21 protein-coding genes are annotated in these 20,950 nt (G+C 63.7%); 16 read left to right on the top strand and 5 right to left on the bottom strand.

The genetic code is table 11. The features are described 5' to 3' along the window. Positions 1 to 31 precede the first annotated feature (31 nt). The 14 genes from J3L12_RS04275 to J3L12_RS04210 all read left to right on the top strand — a co-directional run bounded on the left by J3L12_RS04275 (position 32) and on the right by J3L12_RS04210 (position 14,534). A complete protein-coding gene (locus J3L12_RS04275; RefSeq protein WP_208013806.1) occupies positions 32 to 1,321 on the top strand; it encodes a Mur ligase family protein in 1,290 nt (429 codons plus the stop codon). Beyond that, the gene (locus tag J3L12_RS04270; RefSeq protein WP_243454912.1) at positions 1,318 to 2,133 is read left to right on the top strand and encodes a hypothetical protein; all 816 of its coding nucleotides are present in this window, start codon (positions 1,318 to 1,320) and stop codon (positions 2,131 to 2,133) included. The genes J3L12_RS04275 and J3L12_RS04270 overlap by 4 nt, the downstream gene beginning before the upstream one ends. Continuing rightward, a complete protein-coding gene (locus J3L12_RS04265) occupies positions 2,130 to 2,999 on the top strand; it encodes a phospho-N-acetylmuramoyl-pentapeptide-transferase (RefSeq protein ID WP_208013805.1) in 870 nt (289 codons plus the stop codon). Before J3L12_RS04270 ends, J3L12_RS04265 begins: the two co-directional genes overlap by 4 nt. Continuing rightward, positions 2,996 to 4,270, top strand: a complete 1,275-nt coding sequence (gene murD, locus J3L12_RS04260) for a UDP-N-acetylmuramoyl-L-alanine--D-glutamate ligase (RefSeq protein WP_208013804.1) — start codon at positions 2,996 to 2,998, stop codon at positions 4,268 to 4,270. Before J3L12_RS04265 ends, murD begins: the two co-directional genes overlap by 4 nt. Next, the gene (locus J3L12_RS04255; protein ID WP_208013803.1) at positions 4,263 to 5,375 is read left to right on the top strand and encodes an FtsW/RodA/SpoVE family cell cycle protein; all 1,113 of its coding nucleotides are present in this window, start codon (positions 4,263 to 4,265) and stop codon (positions 5,373 to 5,375) included. The genes murD and J3L12_RS04255 overlap by 8 nt, the downstream gene beginning before the upstream one ends. A gap of 157 nt (positions 5,376 to 5,532) precedes the next feature. Continuing rightward, the gene (locus J3L12_RS04250; RefSeq protein WP_208013802.1) at positions 5,533 to 6,567 is read left to right on the top strand and encodes a glycosyltransferase; all 1,035 of its coding nucleotides are present in this window, start codon (positions 5,533 to 5,535) and stop codon (positions 6,565 to 6,567) included. Further along, positions 6,564 to 7,937, top strand: a complete 1,374-nt coding sequence (gene murC, locus J3L12_RS04245; protein WP_347708831.1) for a UDP-N-acetylmuramate--L-alanine ligase — start codon at positions 6,564 to 6,566, stop codon at positions 7,935 to 7,937. Before J3L12_RS04250 ends, murC begins: the two co-directional genes overlap by 4 nt. A 58-nt stretch (positions 7,938 to 7,995) precedes the next feature. Continuing rightward, the gene (locus tag J3L12_RS04240) at positions 7,996 to 8,832 is read left to right on the top strand and encodes a UDP-N-acetylmuramate dehydrogenase (protein ID WP_208013801.1); all 837 of its coding nucleotides are present in this window, start codon (positions 7,996 to 7,998) and stop codon (positions 8,830 to 8,832) included. A gap of 142 nt (positions 8,833 to 8,974) precedes the next feature. Next, positions 8,975 to 9,604 carry an FtsQ-type POTRA domain-containing protein gene (locus J3L12_RS04235; RefSeq protein ID WP_208013800.1) on the top strand — a complete coding sequence of 210 codons (630 nt, stop codon included), beginning with the start codon at positions 8,975 to 8,977 and terminating at the stop codon, positions 9,602 to 9,604. Beyond that, positions 9,601 to 10,875 (top strand): cell division protein FtsA, encoded by a 1,275-nt coding sequence (ftsA, locus tag J3L12_RS04230; RefSeq protein ID WP_208013799.1) that lies wholly within the window; start codon positions 9,601 to 9,603, stop codon positions 10,873 to 10,875. The genes J3L12_RS04235 and ftsA overlap by 4 nt, the downstream gene beginning before the upstream one ends. Before the next feature lie 60 nt (positions 10,876 to 10,935). Further along, positions 10,936 to 12,000, top strand: a complete 1,065-nt coding sequence (gene ftsZ, locus J3L12_RS04225) for a cell division protein FtsZ (protein ID WP_208013798.1) — start codon at positions 10,936 to 10,938, stop codon at positions 11,998 to 12,000. 75 nt (positions 12,001 to 12,075) lie between these two features. After that, positions 12,076 to 12,570, top strand: coding sequence for a crossover junction endodeoxyribonuclease RuvC (ruvC, locus tag J3L12_RS04220; RefSeq protein WP_208013797.1), 495 nt, complete (start codon positions 12,076 to 12,078; stop codon positions 12,568 to 12,570). Between the two features lie 39 nt (positions 12,571 to 12,609). Continuing rightward, positions 12,610 to 13,974, top strand: a complete 1,365-nt coding sequence (locus J3L12_RS04215; RefSeq protein ID WP_208013796.1) for a TetR family transcriptional regulator — start codon at positions 12,610 to 12,612, stop codon at positions 13,972 to 13,974. 8 nt (positions 13,975 to 13,982) lie between these two features. Further along, the gene (locus tag J3L12_RS04210) at positions 13,983 to 14,534 is read left to right on the top strand and encodes a hypothetical protein (RefSeq protein WP_208013795.1); all 552 of its coding nucleotides are present in this window, start codon (positions 13,983 to 13,985) and stop codon (positions 14,532 to 14,534) included. 206 nt (positions 14,535 to 14,740) lie between these two features. Here J3L12_RS04210 and J3L12_RS04205 read toward each other — a convergent pair whose 3' ends face one another. Together J3L12_RS04205 and J3L12_RS04200 are read right to left on the bottom strand one after the other, a co-directional pair. Further along, positions 14,741 to 15,160 carry a YbaN family protein gene (locus tag J3L12_RS04205; protein ID WP_208013794.1) on the bottom strand — a complete coding sequence of 140 codons (420 nt, stop codon included), beginning with the start codon at positions 15,158 to 15,160 and terminating at the stop codon, positions 14,741 to 14,743. A 120-nt stretch (positions 15,161 to 15,280) separates the two neighbouring features. Then, complete coding sequence (locus J3L12_RS04200; protein WP_208013793.1) at positions 15,281 to 16,264, bottom strand: iron ABC transporter substrate-binding protein; 984 nt, start codon at positions 16,262 to 16,264, stop codon at positions 15,281 to 15,283. A gap of 150 nt (positions 16,265 to 16,414) precedes the next feature. Between J3L12_RS04200 and J3L12_RS04195 the strand changes: the two genes are divergently transcribed. Further along, positions 16,415 to 16,864 carry a hypothetical protein gene (locus tag J3L12_RS04195; protein ID WP_208013792.1) on the top strand — a complete coding sequence of 150 codons (450 nt, stop codon included), beginning with the start codon at positions 16,415 to 16,417 and terminating at the stop codon, positions 16,862 to 16,864. 18 nt (positions 16,865 to 16,882) lie between these two features. On the opposite strand, the gene J3L12_RS04190 is transcribed toward J3L12_RS04195, so the two are convergent. Both J3L12_RS04190 and J3L12_RS04185 read right to left on the bottom strand, forming a co-directional pair. Further along, a complete protein-coding gene (locus tag J3L12_RS04190; RefSeq protein ID WP_208013791.1) occupies positions 16,883 to 17,680 on the bottom strand; it encodes a YwiC-like family protein in 798 nt (265 codons plus the stop codon). Beyond that, entirely contained in the window at positions 17,677 to 18,000 is a 324-nt protein-coding gene (locus tag J3L12_RS04185) for a cupin domain-containing protein (protein ID WP_208013790.1), read from the bottom strand. Before J3L12_RS04185 ends, J3L12_RS04190 begins: the two co-directional genes overlap by 4 nt. Positions 18,001 to 18,222: 222 nt before the next feature. Here J3L12_RS04185 and J3L12_RS04180 point away from each other — a divergent pair, with 222 nt between their 5' ends. Beyond that, positions 18,223 to 18,549, top strand: coding sequence for a hypothetical protein (locus tag J3L12_RS04180; protein WP_243454911.1), 327 nt, complete (start codon positions 18,223 to 18,225; stop codon positions 18,547 to 18,549). Between the two features lie 353 nt (positions 18,550 to 18,902). Here J3L12_RS04180 and J3L12_RS04175 read toward each other — a convergent pair whose 3' ends face one another. Beyond that, positions 18,903 to 20,855 carry a BTAD domain-containing putative transcriptional regulator gene (locus J3L12_RS04175; RefSeq protein WP_208013789.1) on the bottom strand — a complete coding sequence of 651 codons (1,953 nt, stop codon included), beginning with the start codon at positions 20,853 to 20,855 and terminating at the stop codon, positions 18,903 to 18,905. Positions 20,856 to 20,950: the final 95 nt, after the last annotated feature.

Here is a 20,950-nt window from a genome sequence, read left to right as displayed (position 1 = left end):
TGCAACTTGAGGACAATACTCATGTGAGGCTATGGTGCAGATCAAAGGGCCTAGAGAACTCCAACCCAACTGGGTAGCCAGCCTGACGGGTGGAAAAGTGCACGAAGGCGCTACCGTGGCCCACGACTTGCACTGGGACTCGAGGAAAGTAGCGCCGGGGATGGCCTTTTTCGCCCTGCCCGGCGCAAAAACCCACGGGCGGGAGTTTGGCCCAGAAGCCATCCAGGCCGGGGCGGCCTTTGTGGTCACCGACCTGGCGCACCCGGGCGCGGTGCAGGTCGAGAAGCCCGAGCGGGCTTTGCTGGCGGTCGGGCGGGCCCTGCGCGACCGGTTTGGCGGTACGGTGCTGGCGGTGGGGGGTAGTTCGGGCAAAACCACCACCAAGGAGTGCCTGGCCCAGGGCCTGGGCTGGTCTGCCCCCGAGGGCAACCTGAACAACGCGCCCGGCCTGACCCGCTTCTTTTTGCATCTGGAAGAGGGCGAGGGTGCTGTAGTGGAGCTGGGCATAGACCGGCTTCTGGAGATGGCCGAACTCACCTATCTGGCCCGGCCCGACTTTGCCGTGCTCACCAGTCTGGGGGAGGAGCACCTGGAGGGGCTCGGAAACCTGGAGAACGTGATCCGCGAGGAGAGCTGGCTTTTGCGGGTGAGCCCCGTGCGGCTGGCCAGCACCCAGGCCGCCGAGATGGTTCAACTGCCAAACCTGAAGACCTACGGCATCGGGGCCGGGGATTTTCGGGCCGAAAACCTCGAGCTCGGCCTCAACGCCAGTCGCTTCCACTTCGAGAGCCGCCCGGTCAGCCTCCCCTATCCGGGCGTGGGGCCGGTGATGGGGGCGCTGGCCGCCCTGGCCGCAACCCGGATGCTGGACAAACCCCTTGCCGACACCATCGAGCGGCTGGCCGCCCTCCGGCTCCCCCCAGGCCGGATGCAGCGCTTGCAGCTGGGGGGGGTGGACTTCATCCACGACGCCTACAACTCGAACCCGCTTTCCTTCCGGGCCGGGATGCAGTTCCTGCAAACCCAGCCGGGGCGCAAGTGGCTGGTGCTGGGCCGCATGGCCGAGCTCGGCGAGGAGGCCCTGAAGCACCACCTCGAGGCCGCCCGGCTGGCCCAGAGCATCAGCCCCCATCTGGTATTCATCGGGCCTTTCGCCCAGCAACAGGCGGCCCTGGTGGGGGGAACCGCCGTGGAGACCCTCGAGGAGGCCGCCCTGTATCTGGCCGGGCAGGTTCGGCCCGGCGACCTGGTGTACTTGAAGGCCTCGCGCAGCGTGGGCCTGGAGCGCTTGCTCGAGCTCTGGCCCAGGGAGGAAGCATGAGAGCAGGGCTGGTGGCTCTCTCCCTGGGCCTGGCGGCGTGCGCGCCCCAGCCGCAAACCCCCCCAACCCCCACGGAGCCCATCCTGATAGAAGGGGGTGTGGTGGAGGGGCGGCTGGTACGGGCCATCGGGCTGCAACTGGCCCTGCCCAGCCCCGCCCCACTGGTCGCCCGTAGCGGCGAGACCCTGCTGGCCGCCTACCCCTTTCAGTTGCTCATCTACCAGAACGGCTTTATTCGGGAAAGCCTGCCCCTGCCGGGGGTGCCCACCTTTGTACGGGCAAAACCGCTGCCCCTGGTGGGCCTGGCGGATCGGCTCTATGTACCTGGGCTGGGCACCCTCCTCTACAAAGCCAAAGACGCCCTCAACACCAAAGAGGGGGTCTACTGGCTGGACGACGAAGGCATTAGCCTCGAGCGCCGGCGGCTGGCCGAGGGGCGCTTCAACTTCCTGGCCGCCGGCGAACGCCATGTGTACGCCTTTGGGCGCGAGGCCCTGCGCCTGCCCGACCGCACCTGGGTACCCCTGCCGGGGGTCGTGCGGGCGGCGGTGGTGCTGGAAGACCTCTACGTGCTCACCCCGGAGGGCCTCTTCCGGCTCAGCCCGGAGGGGCTGCGCCTGGGCTTCCGGGCCGGGGCTTTTAGCGGCCTACAGACCGACGGGGTGTACCTCTACACGCTCGAGGCGGGCCGTCTGGTCACCCTGCGGCTCAATCTGGATGTGGCCAGCCGCTCTGCTTTCACAGCCTGGGCTCCAGCGCGTCAAAACCTCGTCTCCCCCACCGCCCTTTTCGCGTCACGGGAGGTGCGATGAACACCCTTGCGGCCGCCGCCCTTCTGAGCTGGTTCCTGGTGGGGCTCTGGATTACCCTGATGCAGTCGCTGCGGCTCGGCAAGCAGGTGCGGGCCGACGGACCCCAGAGCCACCTGGCCAAGATGGGCACCCCCAGCATGGGCGGGGTGGCTTTTTTGCTGGCTGCTGCCCTGGTGTACGGGCTCTCGGGGGGCGACAAGTGGGCCGGGCTGTGGCTGCTGGTGCTGGGCATGGCCCTCCTGGGCCTGGCCGATGACCTGGCCGGTTCGCTACGCCGACCCCTCAAGGCCCGCGAGAAGCTGGTGGTGCAGTCGTTGATGAGCCTGATTTTTGCTATCTGGGCGGCCCGACAGGTGCAGTACACGCCGTATCCCGTGCTGGATGTGCTGCTCTTCACCCTTGTGATCATTGCCGCCTGCAACGCCTTCAACTTCACCGACGGGGTAGATGGGCTTTTGGCCAGCGTTTCGGCGGTGATTTTGCTGCCCTTTGTGGGGCTCCCCACCGCGCAGGTCATGGTGGGGGCCTTGCTGGGCTTTTTGTGGCACAACGCCCCCAAGGCCACGGTCTTCATGGGCGACACCGGCAGCATGGCCCTGGGGGCGCTGGTGGCCGGACTGTTCATCCTGGAAGGCAAGCTCTGGTGGCTGCCCCTGGTGGCCCTGATCCCGGTGCTCGAGGTGCTCTCGGTGGTGATCCAGGTCAGCTACTTCCGCCGTACCGGCAAGCGCCTCTTCAAGATGAGCCCCCTGCACCACCACTTCGAGCTGTCGGGCTGGCCCGAAAGCAAGGTGGTGTTTCGCTTTGTGGTGGTCACGGCACTCTGCACGGCACTCGCGGTACACCTCTGGGGAGGCCCCGTATGAGGCGGCTGGTGTATGGGCTCGGGCGCAGTGGCCTGGGGGTGCTGGGCTACCTGCGTCGGCACGGCCTGTCGGCCCGCTTCTACGACGACCAGCTCAGGCCCGAAGAAGCAGCCGAGGCCCGGGCGCTGGGGTTTGAACTCGAGCCCGACCCTCAGCCCGGCAGCTACGATGAAGTGATAGCAGCCCCCGGCGTACCCATCCAGCACCCCCGCCTGCAAGCCCTGCGGGCCGGCGGTGCGGAGGTGATTGGGGAGGCCGAACTGGTTTACCGCCACTCCCCAACCCCGCTCATCGGCATCACCGGTACCGCCGGCAAAACCAGTTGCACCCTGTTCACCGGCCACTTTTTGCGGGCGCTGGGCTTCAAAGCCCTGGAGGGCGGCAACATCGACCCGCCGCTGGCCAGCGTGGTGGACGAGGCCGAGGTGGTGGTGGTGGAGATGAGCAGCTTCCAGCTCGAGCGCACCCTCCACTTCCGCCCCCGCGTGGCGGTGCTGCTCTTGCTCGGGGTGGATCACCTGGATCGGCACGGCAGCCTGGAGGCCTACCACGCCGCCAAGCTCAACCTGATCAAGAACCTCACCGCCAAAGACGCCCTGGTCTACAATGCCCTAGACCCCAAGATCCTGGCCGCCCTCGAGGGAAACCCGGCCCAGCGCTACCCCTTCGAGCCCCATAGCGACCCCCGCGAAACCAACCTGAACGCAGCCCTGCAGGCCGCTCTGGCCTATGCCCACATCATCCAGCGCGAACAGCCTGAGCGGGTTCTTGCGCTCGAGGCCACCCCCGCCGCCCTCGAGCCCTTCCGCGCCTCGGCCCCCCGTCCCGAAGCCCGTTACGAAATCTTCGCCCACATCGGCCAGCTACTGTTCATAGACGATTCCATCGCCACCCGCCTCGACTCGGTGCGCATGGCCCTGGAGGCCGCGCCCCCGCCGGTGGCCTGGGTGCTCGGAGGGGTGGACAAGGGGGCCCCGGTGGAGGAACTGCGCGAGGTGGTGGCCCGCAAGGTCAGGCTAATTCTGGCCATTGGCCGCGACGGTAGCCGGCTGGCCGCACCCTTCAAGAACCTGGTGGAGGTGGTGGAAATCCCCGAGCCCGACGGGCGCAAAGCCCTCGAGCAGGCCGTGAGTGAATCCCTGCGGCGGCTTGCCTCGGGCAGCGTGCTGCTGGCCCCACTGGCCACCTCGTTCGATCAGTTCAGGGATTACAAGGAACGCTCTAAAGTCTTCCGGGAAGTGGTGCTGCAACTGGGAGGTATTCGTGGATAGCATTCTGCTACTGGCACAACTTTTGCTTTTCGCCCTTTCGGCGCTGGGGGTGGCCACCTCCGACTGGATGCGGGCCGCACCAGCGCAGCACAGCCTGGAAAACCTGCGCAACATGGCCATCTCGCTGGCCCTGATGCTGGCAGTCTCGCGCCTGCACACCCAATGGGCGATCTGGGCGGCGCGGCCCTTTTTTCTGTTCTCGCTCCTGCTGTTGGTTGCGAACCTGGTGGTGGGGTTCGGGCCGGGCAGTGAGCGCAGGTTTATCGACCTGCCCTTCACCTCCTTCAACCTGCAGGCTTCGGAGTTTGCCAAGCTGGCGGTGGTGCTCTACCTGGCGGCTTTTTTCCACAACAAACCCACCGATTACCCCATCATTGGCCCCATCATTGCCATCAGCCTGGCGGCGGGCCTGATCATCGCCTCGCCCGACCTGGACACGGGCCTGTTTGTGCTGTTTTTTTCGGGCTTCTTGCTGGTGGTGATCGGGGTTCCTTTGCGGCGCTTGCTGGCCATCGGGGCCACCGCCTGGATTCTGGCCATCTCGGTCTCGGGGCTGTACCTCGATCGCTTCGAGAAAGTGCGGGATCGCTTCGAGGGCTGGAGCACCTATGTCAGCGGGCGGGTGAGCGAACTGAGCCCCGAGGTCATCCGGGGCCCCCTGTACCAGATCACCCAGGCGCACAAGATCATCGTGAACGCAGGGCCTTTCGGGCAGGGGGTAGGGGCCCGGATGCCCAACCTGCCCGAGTCCCACAACGACTTTGTGCTGGCCTCGATCATCTGGTCGGGGGGCTGGCTGGCGGGTTTCATGGTTCTGCTGGCCCTGTGGCTGATACTGGCCCGCGGGCTCCAGATTGCCGCCAACCTGGAAGGTTCCCGGAGTGTGCTGGCGCTGGGCCTGACCCTGTACCTGGTGTTGCAAGCCGCCCTGAACATCGCCGCCGTGATCGGCACCATCCCGATTGGGGGTTCCCCGCTGCCTATGGTGAGCATGGGCGGCAACTCGATGATTATGGCCGGTCTGGCCATGGGGCTCTTGCAGGCCCTCTCACGCGAAGCCTTCGCTCACAAACAAGAGCACAAAGTCAGGGGGGCTCAGCCGTGAAACCGTGCGAGGGAGTCAGAATGCAACGTGCCTGGAAGCCCTGCAGCGGCAGCCTGCTGGTTATGGAATGGGCAAGAAAGCTGGCTGCTCTCCCCTGCTCACTTTTCGCATCCTCCCCTCCGCTCCGCCCGGTTCCCCTGCGCTGTAAAGGAGGCGCATGGTGATCGTGACCGGCGGGGGTACCGGCGGCCACCTCTATCCGGGGCTGGCGGCGGCGAAAGCCCTGCTGGAAGCGGGCGAGCCGGTAACCTACGTGGGGGCGCTGGGTGGAATTGAAGAACGGGTTCTGCCGAATAGCGGGCTGCCCTACCGGATGATTCCGGCGGGCAAGCTCTCGCGCGACGCCCTGCGGCCCGCCGAAGGAATGAAGGTGCTGCGGGGCCTCTGGGCGGCACAGCAGGTGCTGCGGGAGCTGAGGCCCAGAGCCGTACTGAGCATGGGCGGTTATGCGGGCTTTCCGGTGGCTTTTGTGGCGGCCATGCGCGGGGTGCCCATGGTGATCCACGAGCAAAACGCCAAACTGGGCCTGGCCAACCGGATGCTGGCCCGGCTGGCGCGGCGGGTCACCCTGGCTACCCCCATGGAGCTGCCCCCCGGACTGGCCCGTAAAACCCAGGTGGTGGGCTATCCGGTGCGGGAGGAAAAACGCCCCCCCGCCGAGGCCCGGGCGGCCCTTGGGCTCGAGCCCCACCGCCCCACCCTCCTGATTCTGGGCGGCAGCCAGGGCAGCAAGGAACTCAACGAGCAACTCCCCGAGCGACTCTACCCGATACTGGGCGAATGGCAGGTTCTGCACCAGTGCGGGGTGCGCTGGGAGCCGGAACTCAAAGCCAAAGAACGGCCCCACTACCTCGTGCGGGGCTATGTGGACAGCGTGCTGGCCTGGAGCGCCGCCGACTGTGCCATCACCCGGGGCGGGGCCGGTACCATGTCCGAAGCGGCCTACCACCAGGTGCCGGTGCTGGGGGTGCCGCTGCCGCGCCACCTGGACGGGGGCGCCCAGTGGGCCAACGTGGGCTTTTATGCCGAGCGCGGCGCGGCCCTGCGGCTTGAGTCCTGGGCCCAGTTTGAAGCTGCGCTTAATACTCTGCTCAACCCCTCCACGCGGGCCCAAATCCGCGATAGACTTGGGGGGTTGTCGCCAGCCGGAGCAGCCCAGCGGCTGGCCCGGATCGTTTTGGAGGCGGCGTGAAGCATTATCACCTGATGGGCATTGGCGGTATCAGCATGAGCGGGCTGGCCCGCATTCTGCGCAAGGACGGACACCGGGTCAGCGGCTGCGATAGCCAGCTTTCCGACCTGACCCGCCAGCTCGAGCGCGAGGGCATCCAGGTTCAGCAGGGCCACAGCCCGGCGCACCTCGAGGGTGTGGATGTGCTGGTGGCCTCCACCGCCATCAAGGACACCGAGCCTGAGCTGGCCACGGCCCACACCCTGGGCATCCCGGTCTGGCGGCGGATTCAGGTGGTGGCCGAAATTCTCAAGGGGGGCTACAGCCTGGGCGTGACCGGCTCCCACGGCAAAACCAGCACCTCCTCCATGCTGGCCAGCATCTTCCTGGCCGCCCAGAGCGACCCCACGGTGCTGTTGGGGGCCGAGCTGGGCCTGATTGGCGGCAGCGCCAAGGTGGGCTCCGGGCACTACCGGATTGCTGAGGTGGACGAGTCCGACCCCCTGTTTCGCTTTTTAGAGCTCGATGTGGCGGTGATTACTAACCTCGAGGCCGACCACGTCTCGCCCGATGGGCAGGCCCGCCCCAACTACCACACTTCCTTCGAGGCACTCCAGGACGCTGTGCGGTCGTTTGCCAGCCGGGCCCGGCACGTCATTTACAACGGCGAACCCCGCTGGCGCCTGCTGGACAATCTCACCCAGGGCCGCCCCCGCAGCAGCTTTGGGTTGCAGGAGGGCGACTGCCACGCCGCGCATATTGCCCTCGAGCCTTTCGGCAGCCAGTTTGAGCTGGTCTGGCAAGGCCAGCCCCTGGGTACAGTGCGCCTGCAAGTGCCCGGCGAGCACAACATCAGCAATGCCCTGGCCGCCTCGGCTGCCGCGCTCGTGGCAGGGGTTCCCTTCAAGGCCATCCGGGAGGGGCTCTACCAGTACACCGGGGCCAGCCGCCGCTTTGAAAAGGTGGGCGAGCTCAACGGCGCTTTGATTGTGGACGACTACGCCCACAACGCCACCAAACTCTTTGCCTTGCTCAAAGCAGCCCGCAACACCGGCCTGCGGGTGCGGGCAGTCTTCCAGCCCCACCGCTATGGCCGCAGCGAACAGGAGTGGCCCCTCTACGCTAAAGCCCTCGAGCTGTCCGACGAGGCCCTGATTCTCGATGTCTACAGCGCCGAGGAGACCCCTCTCAGCCTCACCAGCGCCCAGATTGCCGGGCGCATGCTGGAGCATCTGCACGCGCGGGGACACCGGGCCCGCTACGATAGCTGGGACAACATCCTGAGCTACCTGCGCCAGACCGCAGCCCAGGGCGATCTGATTCTGACCATCGGCGCCGGGAGCGTCTCGAGGCTGGGCCGTCTGCTGGCGGCGCAAAAGGAGGCCGTATGACCGGGTTCAGGGCCAGGAGCGCCGGGCTCGGGAAACGCAACAGCCCTGAGGTACTGCCATGAAAATAGTCCGTCTACCGCTGGCCAGACTCACCACCCTCGGGGTAGGGGGCGAGGCCGAGGTCTGGACAGTGGAAACCCTGGCCGACCTGGTACAGGCCACCCAGGCCCCCTACCGGGTGCTGGGCAACGGTTCCAATCTGCTGGTCTCGGACGCCGGGGTAGCGGAGCGGGTCATCCGGCTCTCGGGCGAGTTTGCCGAGTGGAACCCCGACCTCTCGGGCTGGGTGGGGGCCGGGGCGCTGGTGCCCAGCCTGCTCCAGGCCTCCGCGCGGCTGGGGTTGAGCGGGCTGGAAGGCTTGCACGGGGTGCCTGCTCAGGTAGGCGGGGCCGTCAAGATGAACGCCGGTACCCGCTTCGGCGAGATGGCCGATGCCCTGGAGGCAGTGGAGCTATTCCACGATGGCCGTTTGCATCACTACCGGCCCTCGGAGCTGGGCTTCCGGTACCGCCATTCCGAGCTGCCCGAAGGTAGCATTGTAACAAGGGTCAAGCTCAAACTAACCCCCTCCAGCGAAGAAGCCGTGCGGGCCAAAATAGCCCTGGTAGACGCGGCCCGCAAAGGCCAGCCCAAAAAGAAAAGCGCCGGCTGCGCCTTCAAGAACCCGCCCGGCGACTCGGCAGGTCGGTTGATTGATGTGAAGGGCCTCAAGGGCACTACCGTGGGCAAAGCCATGATTAGCCTCGAGCACGGCAACTTTCTGGTGAACTTAGGCGGAGCCACTGCCGCCGAGATGTATGCCCTCATCCGCAAGGTGCAGGCTGTGCTGCCTTTAGAGGTGGAGTGGGAGATCTGGGGCGAGATTGCGCCCGCCGAGGCGGAGGTGAGCCGATGAAAATGCGCTTGGCCGCGCAGGAGCGTTGGGGGGTCGGGAATGCCCACGGGCCCATGCCCGCCGGGCGTTGCAACCGCCTAACCAAAGGAAGGTCAACGTCTCCGAGCGTTGCCCGAACGTTCCAGGCAGAAAGGAGGTGGTGATGATCCGGGCGGTTTTGATTGCCCTGCTGCTGGCCTCGTTGGCAGTGGGTTCGTATGTGGTGCTGCCCATCGAGCAGGTCGAGATTGTGGGCAACCGTCAGCTTTCGCGGGCCGAGATCGAGCGGCTAACCGGCCTCGAGCCGGGGCGTCCGTGGCTGTGGGCCTGGCCCTCCCGGCTCGAGGCCCTAAAGCAAAACCCCTGGGTCAATTCGGCCCTGCTCGAGCGCCCTGCGCCGGGCCGGTTGCGCATTGTGCTGGAAGAGCGCACCCCCATCGCCCATCTGGTTCAGGGCCAGGAGCGCTACGGCCTGAGCGCCGACGGGGTGCTGCTGCCGGGCGCGCCCGCGCGAAGCCCGGTGCTCGAGGGGCGGGGCGAACTTCCCATTGCCGATTTGCTTTTGCTGATCCACACTTTTCCAGATGCAAAGCGCATCCGCTACAACCTCGCAGGGTATCAGGTCGTGACGCCAGGTTTTGTTGTTTGGGGCAGGAGCGTCAGAGAGTTGCAAGATTGGGCCAAAGCCCGCAGAATAGGCAAAAGTGACGCAAGTAACCCTCTTGCGCACCCCGGCGCTTCGACGGAAAGCCGTATCTATGTGTATTCCTGGGGGGTGAGTGCTCGCCGATGATTCTCGTAGGTTTAGATGTTGGAACCACCAAAGTGACTGCGGTCATCGGTGAACTCTCTTCCGATGGCATCCTGGATATCATCGGAGAGGGCACCGTGCCTTCACACGGGCTGCGCCGGGGGGTGGTCACCAACCTCGAGCGCACCACCGAGTCCATCCGCCAGGCCATCTTCCAGGCCGAGCGGGTGGCCGGGGTCAAGGCCGAGCGGGTCTGGGTGGGTGTGGCCGGCGCCCATGTCCGCAGCGTGACCAGCCACGGCCTGGCAGCCATCCGCCGGGGCCAGCAGATCTCGGCCACCGATGTCGAGCGGGCCATCGAACAGGCCAAAGCCTATCCCTTCGAGGGCGACTACGAACTCATCCACGCGCTGCCCCTGGAGTTCCGCGTGGACGGACAGGAGGGCATCCGCGACCCCATCGGCATGGCCGGGGTGCGCCTGGAGGTAGACGTTCATCTGGTCGCAGGGAGCAAGGGCCCCCTCACCAACCTGCGCAAAGCGGTCGAAGATGCCGGCCTCGAGCTGCAGGGCATGGTCTTGCAGGCCTACGCCTCCGGGCTGGCCGTACTCTCGCCCGAGGAGCTCTCCATGACCGTAATGCTGGTGGACATCGGCGGGGGCACCACCGATGTGGCCGTATTCCGTCAGGGCCGCCTGGCCCACTCGGCGGTCATTCCGCTGGGCGGCGACCATGTCTCGCAAGACATCGCCAAATTGCTGCAAATCCCGGTAGAGGAAGCCGAGCGGGTCGCCAAAAAATATGGGGCGGCGCTGCCCGAACTGGCCGACCCCGAACTGGTGCTGGAGGTGAGCCAGGAGGGGGCCGCGCAAATCTCCTACCAGGCCCCCGACTTAGCCCGCATCATTCGCCCGCGCCTGCGCGAGATCCTGCACCTGGCCCGCCAGAGCGTGGACGAAGCCTTAGGGCCGCTGGAAATCACGGTGGGTAAGGTTATCGTGACCGGCGGCGCCAGCATGGTGCGCGGCCTGGAAGAACTGGCCCGCAAGCAGTTCAACCTGCCCGTTCGGCTGGGCAAGCCCTTAGGCGTTCAGGGGCTCACCGATGTGGTGGCCTCGCCGACGCACTCAACAGCAGTGGGGCTGGTTCGTCATGCGGCCAATCTGGCCGCCCAGGCGCCCCTACCCCGCCACCGTCCAGCCCGTAGCAAAGCCAGCCCTGTCAGCAAGCCTGTCCTCAACACCGAAGGTGCTGCCAGCGCCGCGAGTGGACTGTGGGAGCGCATCAAGGGGATGTTCAAGAACTTTTTTTAGGGGTATTTTCGTAACGACTCAAAGCACTCTAGCCACCAGCAGAGGGAACCAGGAGAGATTATGGGTGACGTGCAGATCAAGGTAATCGGACTTGGGGGCGCAGGCAACAACGCGGTTAATCGCATGATCGAGTCGGGGCTTACCGGCGTGGAGTTTATTGCCGCCAACACCGATGCCCAGGTTCTGGCAACCAGCCTGGCCGATGTACGCATCCAACTGGGCGATAAACTGACCCGTGGACTGGGCGCAGGCGCCAACCCCGAGATCGGTGAGAAAGCGGCTCAGGAAGCCGAGGAGCTGATTGGCGAGTACCTCGAGGGCTCCGACATGGTCTTCATCACCGCCGGGATGGGCGGCGGCACCGGCACCGGAAGCGCTCCGGTGGTGGCTGAAATTGCCAAAAGCCTGGGTGCCCTCACGGTCGGGGTGGTCACCCGCCCCTTCGCCTGGGAAGGCCCGCGACGGCTACGGGCTGCCGAGGAAGGCATCAAACGCCTGCGCGAACAGGTAGATGCCATGGTGGTCATCTCCAACGACCGCCTGCTCAACGCCCTGGACAAAAAAGTTTCCGCCAAAGACGCCTTCATGATCGCCGACCGGGTGCTCTACCACGGGGTGAAGGGCATCACCGACGTAATCAACCTGCCCGGCCAGATCAACCTCGACTTCGCCGATGTGCGCACCCTGCTCACGGGCGCCGGCCAGGTCTTGATGGGCATCGGGGCAGGTCGGGGCGAAAACAAGGTCTTGGAAGCGGCCCAGTCGGCCATCCAGAGCCCTTTGCTAGACCGCTCGGTAGATGGGGCCCGCAAGCTCCTGATCAACGTGGTGGGTGACGAGGATATCTCGCTGATGGAAGCCAGCAGCGTGGTGGAGCAGATTCGCGAAGCCACCGGCATGGAAGACGTGGATGTGCTGTATGGCCTCACCTACGACAACCGGGCCCAGGACGAGATGCGGGTCATCCTGATTGCCGCAGGCTTCAACGAGAGCGCTGTGGTCGCCAAGCCGGGGGGACGGCCTCTGATGGACTTCCCGAGCAGCAACGTGGACATCAGCAACTTCGATATCCCCGCCTTTATCCGTTACGGCGACGGCGACTACCCTCCCAAACGGGGCAACTGATTTCGTGTCAATAGCGGATAGCTAATAGCTTATAAAGCAGTTTCGCTATCAGCTATTTGCCTTCAGCCATAAGCGATGATTGTCTTAGGCATTGACCCCGGCATCACCAACCTGGGCCTGGGGGTGGTGGAGCAGATCGGCAAGCAGGCCCGGATGCTCCATGCCGAGGTGATCAAGACCAGCCACGGAGAACCCGCCCCGGCGCGGGTGGGCAGGCTCTACCGGGCGGTGTACCAGGCTGCCGCCGCCTACCGGCCCCAGGCCATCGCGGTGGAGGAACAGTTTTTCTACCGGCAAAACGAGCTGGCCTACAAGGTGGGCTGGGCCATGGGGGTGGTGTTTCTGGTAGCCGACCAGCTAAGCATTCCGGTTCATGGTTACGGCCCGCCCCAGGTCAAGCAGGCCCTGGTGGGCCACGGCCAGGCCGACAAGGCTCAGGTGGCCTATATGGTACGGGCCATCCTGGGGCTTAAAACGCTGCCCAAACCCACCCACCTAGCGGATGCCTTGGCCATTGCCCTGACCCATTGCTTTTATCAACCGCTGGTGACAGGTAAACCTGTTAGATAACCCGGTCACCCTAAAATACAAAACGGTATGAGACACCTGATGTGGATATTGGTGATTGCGGCTGGAGGGCTCGGGCTCTCCCAGGGGGTACGCAGCCTGGGCATGGCCGGCCTGGTGCTGCCTGGGCCCGGCGCAGCGTATCTCAACCCGGCCTATGCAGCTTTTCCGGGGGGACTCTACGGTGCTGACCAGGGTTTTCAACTGCCCGTTGGGTTGCTGGGTCTGGTGCTTCGGCCTGAGAGCAACCCCCTGCCCGCGCTGAGCGGCCTCTCGAACCTGACCAATGAGAACAGTCCCTTCGATGCGCTGACCTTTTACGACCAGTTCACCCGTCCCTATGAGTTTTTGATTAACCCGGCTTCCTCGAGGGCCTTTATCAACCCCAACACCGGTTACCCCGAAATTCAAATTAACATTGACGCCTCCGGCCTCCAGATTACCGACTACCAAGGCAACCCCATCAGCCTGGACTTTGGACTGGGCACACCCGCAGGGGTGGGCTCCAGCAAGGCCCTCACACCCGCCCCCCTGCTGCGGATACCCCTTTCCCTGGGGAGCAACCTCTACCTTGACTTTGGTCTTTTCGCGGGGGGCTTTGGCCTGGGCCTTTCACCCAACGACACCCTTCGCCAGGCGCTGCGCAGCGGTCAGCTCGAGCCCAACACCGAGTACGCCTTGAACCTGACCGGAACAGCACAAGCAGGCATCAGTGTGGGCTTTGGCTATGCCACCCGGCTGCCCGACGTGCCCATCCCCGACTTCGGGATGGCCCGGCTGTATGTAGGGACTCGAGGCGAAGCTTTTTATGGACTCTCTTACCTCGAGAGCAACCTGAGCGCGGGTGTCCAGACCAATTCCCAGGGCCAGTTCGACCCCAACCAGCCGCCGGTCTACCGGGGCAGCGTGTTTTACACCATTCCCGGTAATGGCAGCGGTTTTGGCGCCCGGGCCGATGTGGGCGTGGTGATGGAAGCCCAGGGCACCACCGTGGGCCTGGGCATCCGCAACGCGCTGGGCTTTGCCCGCTGGAGCGGAACCGAGCTGCGCTGGGATGGCACCTCCAGCAACCCCATCACGGGGCAGGGTGAGCGCAGCAGCTTTGGCTTTGTGCCGGCGTTCTTCCTGAACGCTGCAACCCAGGTACCCCTCGAGGTCGGCGCTTTGATGGTAGGCGGCGATCTGGGCTACGAGTCGGGCCTCTATGGCCGGGTGGGCGGCGAGTACAGCCTGGGGCCCGCCCGCTTCCGGGCCGGGCTGGGCTTCGACAACGGCTTCCGCTTTGGGTTGGGAGCCGGGTTTGTGGGGCCAGGGTTCACAGTGGATACGGCCCTGACCACCCACCGGGCGCCCATTGTGGGCAACACCGTGTTTGGCATCGCCCTGAGCCTGGGTTTGGGGTTTTGAGGTGAAACATGCCTAGACTTGCTCTTATTGCTCTGATCTTGCTGCTAGCTGGATGCAGCGCCGCTACCCGCTACATCATCAACGTCAATGTTCTCAGCTTTATCCCGCAGAACCAGCGCAGCCTGAATATCCCAACTGGCTACTATCTGGTGGTTTACCCAAGCCTCGAGGGCCAGCAAGTACCCATACCGATAAGCCTAGACATCCTCGAGCGCGGACAGTTGAACATCCAAGGCAGCCTGACCAATACCGGAGCTATTCTCATGACCGGGAATTACGAGGTCAGGATTGCGCCTGAGAGCGATACAAACCTGAATGACAACACCGGTGGAGACGTGGGACTCGGCAGCACGAGTTTCAACGTGGCCCCCGGAGGTACCCAAGCAGTCAACACAAACATTCAGCTCAGTGCAACTCAAAATAGTGCAGCCTTCAACATCCTCAAATCGGGCAGTTTCCGCATTGCACTTAGAGTCGAAACTAACAGCAACGGTGGTCGCTTCGATCTTAGCAGTGCTCGAATCAGTTTGACAGGAAGGCCCTTTGCTTTGGTAAAGTGAACTCGCAACCCCGCGTTCAAATTTCAAAGTTGACTGAGAACTCGCACCCTGCTCCCCTTGGGTGCGAGTATTCCTTCTGTGGTGGTCGCGCCCATCACAGACATGGCAGCCTTTCAAGGCGGTCAGTGTTCTGTCAGGACGCAAGGAATTCTCAGCATCGCATAGCCCTATCGCTGTGAGGAGCGCCTTGCAAGAAAAACCCTCGTTTACTGGGCCTCGCTCACCTGACGGCGGGCCAGGACGATTTCTTTAGTGGGAATACGGCTGTGGATATACCAGAAGCCCACCAGGCCAAGCACCAGAACCACCACCTTCACCCAGAAGACTGGAATCAGAAAAATGGCGCTGGTAAGGGCGAAAAAGCTCAGCATACACAGGGCAAAAATTTTGGCTTTACGGGACATTCCCAGGCCATCGCGGTAATCGCGTACAATTGGGCCCACCTTGGGAAGGTTCAGCACCCAGTTAAGAAAGCGCTGGCTGCTACGTGAAAAAAAGTAAGCAGCCAGGATAAAAAACACCGTGGAGGGCATCCCCGGTACCACGGTACCAACAAAGCCCAGTCCTGCAAAGAAAAACCCCAAAGATAGCCAGAGCGGGCGAAGCGGGTTGATGGACGACCTCATAACTTCTCAACAGTATGCCAGAAAACCAGCCGGGATAAATGTACCCTGTAGCCTTCACGAGCACCGCAGCCAAGCAAAAAGCCGATGGCCCTTGCCATCGGCTGCAATCCGAGCCCGGTGCTAGAGCAAACCCGCCTCGCGCAAAAGCTTGAGTGCCGCATCAAGGGGCAGCTTTTCAAAGTCCACTTTGGGGCTCTTGGCAATCGCTTGGTTGATGGGGAGCAGGTTGGAGGTGAGCACTATGCCCCTGGCAACCGGGTACTCGATGATTTCGCTGGTAAAAAACTGCTGGCCCTTGGGCGACAATAGCCATAGCAGGAAGCGATTGGCCGCGGCCGGGTTCTTGTTGGTCTTGAGGATACCCGCACCCGTCACCAGGGCCAGCCCACCCACGTCTCCATCGGCAAAGTAGTAAGTGCCAATAGGTTGTCCTGCGCGCACGAAGCGCTGGATGTAGTAGTGGTTGGTCGAGCCCAGGTCAATTTCGCCCGAGCGAATGGCTTCCATCATGGCGGGGTTGGAGGCGTAGGCTTTGGGCTCGAGGGCCTTCATCTCGTTCAACCACTGCCGGGTGCGTGCCTCGCCGTGCACCGCAATCATGGCCGCAATCATGTCCTGGAAGCTGCTGTAGGTGGGTGTCCAGCCTATGCGGCCCTTGTACTGGGTCAGCTTGGGCAGGTCCAGAATGCTCTTGGGCAGGTCTTCGGGCTTGACCCTGGCCGGGTTGTAGGCCAGCACCCGCAACCGAATGGTGAGGGGAACCCACTGACGGCTGGCCGGCACAAAGGCAGTGGGGACTTGAGTGATTGCATCTCCCAGACGAATAAAAAGCCCCCGCTCAGAGGCCACCCCCAAAGCACCGGCGGTGTTGGCCCAGAAGATATCGGCTGGGCTTCGACTTCCCTCTTCTTGAAGCGCCGCCAGTATTTCGGCATCGCGCCCGTAACGCACATTAACCTTGATGCCGGTCTCGGCTTCGAACTGCTTGACCAACGGTTCAACCAGCCCTTGCCCCCGGCCCGTGTAAATGGTCAGGCTCTGCTGAGCGAGAGCCAGGCTCCATAACGCCAGCGCCAGAACAGTCAGGATACGGTATATCTTCACTTCCTTCCTCCTGTAATCATTTCAAGCCTCTTTCGGCTCAGGGAGAGTTTATTGGGGTCTAAAAATAAAGTCAAGTATTCCAGTCGGATTTATTGAGTATTTGGCAATGGGAATCACTTGCAATCCTTCAAGCAGGATAGACTTGAAAGCGTGCGCAGGCTTTTAACACCCAGAGTGATTAAGGCTATTGGCCAAATCCTGGCGGTTTCCTATCCCCTGCTGGCGCTTTCGGCGGGGGCTCGAGCGGTCTATCAGCTTTTCTTCAAACCCGGCGTAACCGACTACTTCCCCCCGGCCCTCTCGGCGGTGGCTGCGGCCATTTATCTGGTGGCGACGGTGGCCTTCGTGATACGCAAACCCTGGGCCTGGTGGGTCTCGGTAGGGGCCCTCTCGTTCGAGATGATTGGGGTGTTGATGGTAGGCACCCTGAGTCTGGTAATGCCGGAGGTCATTGGGCGCACGGTCTGGCACGACTTCGGCATTGATTATGGCTTTCTGCCCCTGGTGCAACCCCTGCTTGGGCTGGTCTGGCTGTTCTGGCCCGAAAACCGCAAGCAGTTTTTCAGCCCAAGACCCACGTTTAGCCAGCCCCCTCGCTAGCAGGCAGGTTTACTTTTATCATCCCAGCCGAGTACCCAGTGCCGTGGCCCCCACCACCAGAAGTCCCAGGGCCATCTGTGTCCAGCCCACCACCTTGGCCGGGACGGGGGGCTTGTTGAAGGTATACAGTGGCAAGGGTAGCAATACCGCCAGGGCCGCCACGCTCAGCCAGGGTACCAGCCCCGCCCAGGCCCCAATCGAAAGCCCCAGCAAGGCCAGCAGCTCGGCCCAGTACACGGCTTGTAAATTTGCTATTTCGCCCCGTGCACGACGAACCTGGGCACGTGCATAATAGATGGAGGCTACCGAACGGGCGGCCAGCACCCCCCACAGGCCATAGGCCAGACCGGCCTCATAGTTGGCAGCCAGGGCCATGCTGGCGGCAATCGCTCCCATCGCTACCGCCCCCGCCAGCTCCGGGAGCAGGTTGCGCCCCTGGTTGTGGGCATCGAACCAGAGCTGCACCCCCACCAGGGGCAACGCCAGAAGCAGGGGCCAGCCAAAGGGCCCACGGGACGTCCAAAGCGCCAATAAAAGCCCTGCCAGGGCCAGGCTTCCGTACAGCAGAGCGAAGTTCCGGGCCAGCGGGGTACGCGGAAAGCACTTACCGCGCCGGAGGTCGGCCAGCCAGAGCTTGAGGGGGTGTCGGGTGAAAAAGGCTGCCAGGGCAAAAATCCCCAGGCCCAGTCCGGCCCAGCCTGGGGCCACCAGCAAGCCCAGCAGAATGGGCTCGAGGGTAAAGCCCCAGCCGCCGTGTTCGCTGGGAAGGGCCACGGTCTTGAGGGGCACTCTGGGGGTGGATGAGATCGGCATCATACTTTGGGCAACAAGGTTAGGAGCATCACCAGGGGATTTTCGACCCGTATGGCGTGTACCAGACCGGCGGGCATGTACACCCAGCCCCCCGGTTTGGCTTCCTGTTCATCCTCACGCAGCTTCAAGCGCCCCTGCCCTGAAAGAATCTGGAGGATGGCCGGACGGGCGGCGGTGTGCTCGGAGAGTTCCTGCCCGGTATCGAAAGCGAAAAGCACGGTCTTGACGCCCCCTTCGCTATACAGGGTGCGGCTCAGAGTGCCTTCGGAGGGCACCTGCGCCTCTTTGTAGAGGTCGGGTATGAAATGGTAGGCGGTCTTCATGAGGCTACGCCTCGAGTTTTTCAGAACACCCCGTGACATCTGTCCCGCCGAGCGAGGCTAGAGCGCTCTTCACATATTTTGAGTCATCCGGATAAGGGAAAGCTTTGTCCTGGGCATAACAGTGGCCGCCGGGATGGGCGGCCACGTCTGTGAAGAGCGCGATAAGCTCTTCCTGAACATGTCCTTCTACGAGTATCTGTTTGTGCGCAGCAGCCTGTTTTTTTGCTGTACACGGTGCTCACCGGCACCGCTTTTTACCTTTGGCCCGGCCTGGTGCCCTACCTCAAGACCACCCACGTCCACGCCGGGCTGGTGGGGTTCTTCTTGAACCTGGTGATGGGGGTGGCCTTCTGGATGATGCCCCGGCCCGCGCAGATACGCCAGGAAGGGCTGGAGGCCATGGCCTACTACACCCTAAATGCGGGGTTGCTCTTGCGCCTGGTGGCGGAGCCCTGGCGCTTTACAGCGCAAACTCGAGCCTGCGGGCATGGCTGGTGCTGTCGGGGGTTTTGCAGGCCGCTGGGGTGGTGGTTTTTGCCTATGCCATGAGCAAGAGAGTCTTTACCCGAGAGCAGCTTTTGCAGATGGCCGAAGTGCGGAAAAAGAAAAGTGTTTGATACCAACCTTACATGGATGGTTACCTTTGAGAGCCATTCCCGAGCCCCCTCATCCGGCGGCACCCCAGGTGTGGCCAAGCGCGTTCCCATCACTGTTCGTAAACAACGTGGTTGGGGTGTCGCCACCTTCTCCCGCCAGGGAAGAAGGAAAGGGGTTCTGGTGGATTTGGCATGAAGCGAGGCCACTGGGCCTGTTACATTCAAAGTCCCTACCAGCCGTAGCCAGGCAGCGCTATAGATGCACTACACACTCCCATTGCAACCTGAAAACGGCTTGATCTGAGCCTACACCTGGAAAGCCATCTCCCTGGAAATCTCTATTCCATCCCGCTCCATGCGGCTTCGGTACTGCTCGAAGAGGTTTCGAGCCTCGGCTTCCTGGCCGCTTTGTCGGAGGGTTTCCAGGAGGCGCAGGTAGGCCTCTTCGCGCCAGGGGTCGAGGGTCAGGATGCGGCGGTAGGCTTCCTGGGCCTCGCGGGGCCGGTGCTGCGAAAGGGCCATCTCGGCCACCCGGAACAAGGCCCCCACTGCCCGTTCGCGCAAGTAGCTGCGCTCGAGCTCGGCCCAGTCGGCGTAGGGCTCGTCGGCCAGGAAGTCGCCTTTGTAGAGGGCCAGGGCTTCGCGGTAGCGCTCGAGGGCTGCTGTGCCCTCCAGACCATCGCCCTCGTGCAACAGCGCCTCGAAGCGCTCCACGTCCAGGAAATAGCGAACCTGCGGAGCAAAACGGTACCCCTCACCCTCGCGGAGCACAATCTGCGGCCGGGTGGGGTCGGTTTCCAGGGCCTGGCGCAGACCGTGCATCAGTACATGCAGGCGGCGCTGGGTCTCGCGGGGGTCTTCTCCCGGCCACAGGCGCTCACAAAGCTCTTCTCTGGAAAGGGTCTGGCCCCGGTGGGCAAGTAGCAGTTTGAATAGCGTGAGCGCCTGGCGGCGACCAAAGGCCCTGGGCGAAAGCAACTCGCCCCTACGGCGTACCTGCAAGCCCCCCAGGGTCTGAATCTCCAGCAAGGGGCTTTCCTTCTCAGCTTGCTCCGAATGGGGCCAAAGGGCCTCGGCCCCCAGACGCTCCAGCCAAAGGATCGGCGCGACCGCCTGGCTGGGCGGCTGAGGTGTGCGGGCAAAGTAAAACTGTTGCACCCCCACCACGCCCCCACCCGACCACAGCGGCAAGCAGTAGCGGGGCCGCCCTTCTGCGGTATGGGGGCAGGGCTCCAACCCCACCTTGACCCCCTGTACCTTGCCCTGCCAGACCGGGCACTGCTGCACGTGCGGGCACTCCGGCACTTCGCAGCGGCCCTGGGTGAGGTTGCGCCCATCCTGAAGTACCAGCCGCACACACGAGGCCCCGCTGAGGGCCGTAGTCTGAGCCAGGAAAGCCTCGAGGCCCTGGGATTCGTGGCCCTGCCGCAGCGCCGCCGCAATGGAGAGCAGACCTCGCTCGCCCAGCCGGGTCAGCACCATGTACAGCGAGGCCGCCAGCATGGGGCCCATCAGGGAGAGCTGCTCGAGCAGGGCTTCGTCGTCTATCTGGGGGTCGCGGCTGGCCAGGTTCAGCACCCCAATCAGGCCCTGGGGAAGCTCGAGGGGGTAGCACACATAGGTCTTGTAGCCCAGCTTCTTGACCTTCTGCCGCAGGTAGCGGGCGTCCGAAGCCAGGTCGTGGGTGACCAGGGCCTGGTGCCCCAGGGCAACCAGCCCCGGATAGCCCTCGCCCCAAGCAAACCAGGGCTTCTCCATAAACGCCTCGCGGTGTACCCCATCGTAGGCGGTCAGCACCAGGTAGCGCTCCTGGGGGTCGGCCAGGAACAGCTCGACCGCTTCCATGCCCAGGCTTTTGCGCAGACCCGCCAGGAAAACCTGCAAGGTCTGGAAGAAACGCTCGGGCTCCTCGGTTAGCTTGCGTACCGCCCAGGAGAGCGAGGCCAGCACCTCGCTGGAATCTCGCTGGCTTTCGGACTTGAGCTCGACTTGGATATCGCCATTGGCAAAGCCCTGGCAACGCAGGCGCTTGCCGCCACAAGAGAGCGCAGTGCTGGCCTGGTAGGCCCCGTATTTGATCTCGCGCAGCACCGGGCAGCGCCCACACAATGGGCGGCCAAACCCGTCGGTACCCCGAACTACCTCGGCGCAGGGCTTGCCCAGCACCTGTTCCGCTGGCAAGCGAAAGAACGCGGCAGCCCCCGGCCCCCAGGCGCGGATGCGCCCCCGAGAATCCAGTTGCCATCGGATGCAGTTCAAGCTTTGCCTCCCGTTGGTTTAAAGCCTAGAGGCTTCGAATGGTGCAAATGTCCCAAGGCTGTAAGCGGGCGTTTAGAGGGTAGGTGAAAGCTAGG

It is taken from the genome of Meiothermus sp. CFH 77666 (genome assembly GCF_017497985.1).
GTDB lineage: Bacteria > Deinococcota > Deinococci > Deinococcales > Thermaceae > Meiothermus.
Note: the sequence above shows the minus strand (reverse complement) of the source record. Positions and strands in the feature narration are given on the sequence as shown.

Bases quoted from the DNA above. Each gene is read 5' to 3' on its own strand.
- J3L12_RS04275 (WP_208013806.1), top strand. From the start codon at position 32: ATGGTGCAGATCAAAGGGCCTAGAGAACTCCAACCCAACTGGGTAGCC.
- J3L12_RS04270 (WP_243454912.1), top strand. From the start codon at position 1,318: ATGAGAGCAGGGCTGGTGGCTCTCTCCCTGGGCCTGGCGGCGTGCGCG.
- J3L12_RS04265 (WP_208013805.1), top strand. From the start codon at position 2,130: ATGAACACCCTTGCGGCCGCCGCCCTTCTGAGCTGGTTCCTGGTGGGG.
- murD (WP_208013804.1), top strand. From the start codon at position 2,996: ATGAGGCGGCTGGTGTATGGGCTCGGGCGCAGTGGCCTGGGGGTGCTG.
- J3L12_RS04250 (WP_208013802.1), top strand. From the start codon at position 5,533: ATGGTGATCGTGACCGGCGGGGGTACCGGCGGCCACCTCTATCCGGGG.
- J3L12_RS04240 (WP_208013801.1), top strand. From the start codon at position 7,996: ATGAAAATAGTCCGTCTACCGCTGGCCAGACTCACCACCCTCGGGGTA.
- J3L12_RS04235 (WP_208013800.1), top strand. From the start codon at position 8,975: ATGATCCGGGCGGTTTTGATTGCCCTGCTGCTGGCCTCGTTGGCAGTG.
- ftsA (WP_208013799.1), top strand. From the start codon at position 9,601: ATGATTCTCGTAGGTTTAGATGTTGGAACCACCAAAGTGACTGCGGTC.
- ftsZ (WP_208013798.1), top strand. From the start codon at position 10,936: ATGGGTGACGTGCAGATCAAGGTAATCGGACTTGGGGGCGCAGGCAAC.
- ruvC (WP_208013797.1), top strand. From the start codon at position 12,076: ATGATTGTCTTAGGCATTGACCCCGGCATCACCAACCTGGGCCTGGGG.
- J3L12_RS04215 (WP_208013796.1), top strand. From the start codon at position 12,610: ATGTGGATATTGGTGATTGCGGCTGGAGGGCTCGGGCTCTCCCAGGGG.
- J3L12_RS04210 (WP_208013795.1), top strand. From the start codon at position 13,983: ATGCCTAGACTTGCTCTTATTGCTCTGATCTTGCTGCTAGCTGGATGC.
- J3L12_RS04205 (WP_208013794.1), bottom strand. From the start codon at position 15,160: ATGAGGTCGTCCATCAACCCGCTTCGCCCGCTCTGGCTATCTTTGGGG.
- J3L12_RS04190 (WP_208013791.1), bottom strand. From the start codon at position 17,680: ATGATGCCGATCTCATCCACCCCCAGAGTGCCCCTCAAGACCGTGGCC.
- J3L12_RS04185 (WP_208013790.1), bottom strand. From the start codon at position 18,000: ATGAAGACCGCCTACCATTTCATACCCGACCTCTACAAAGAGGCGCAG.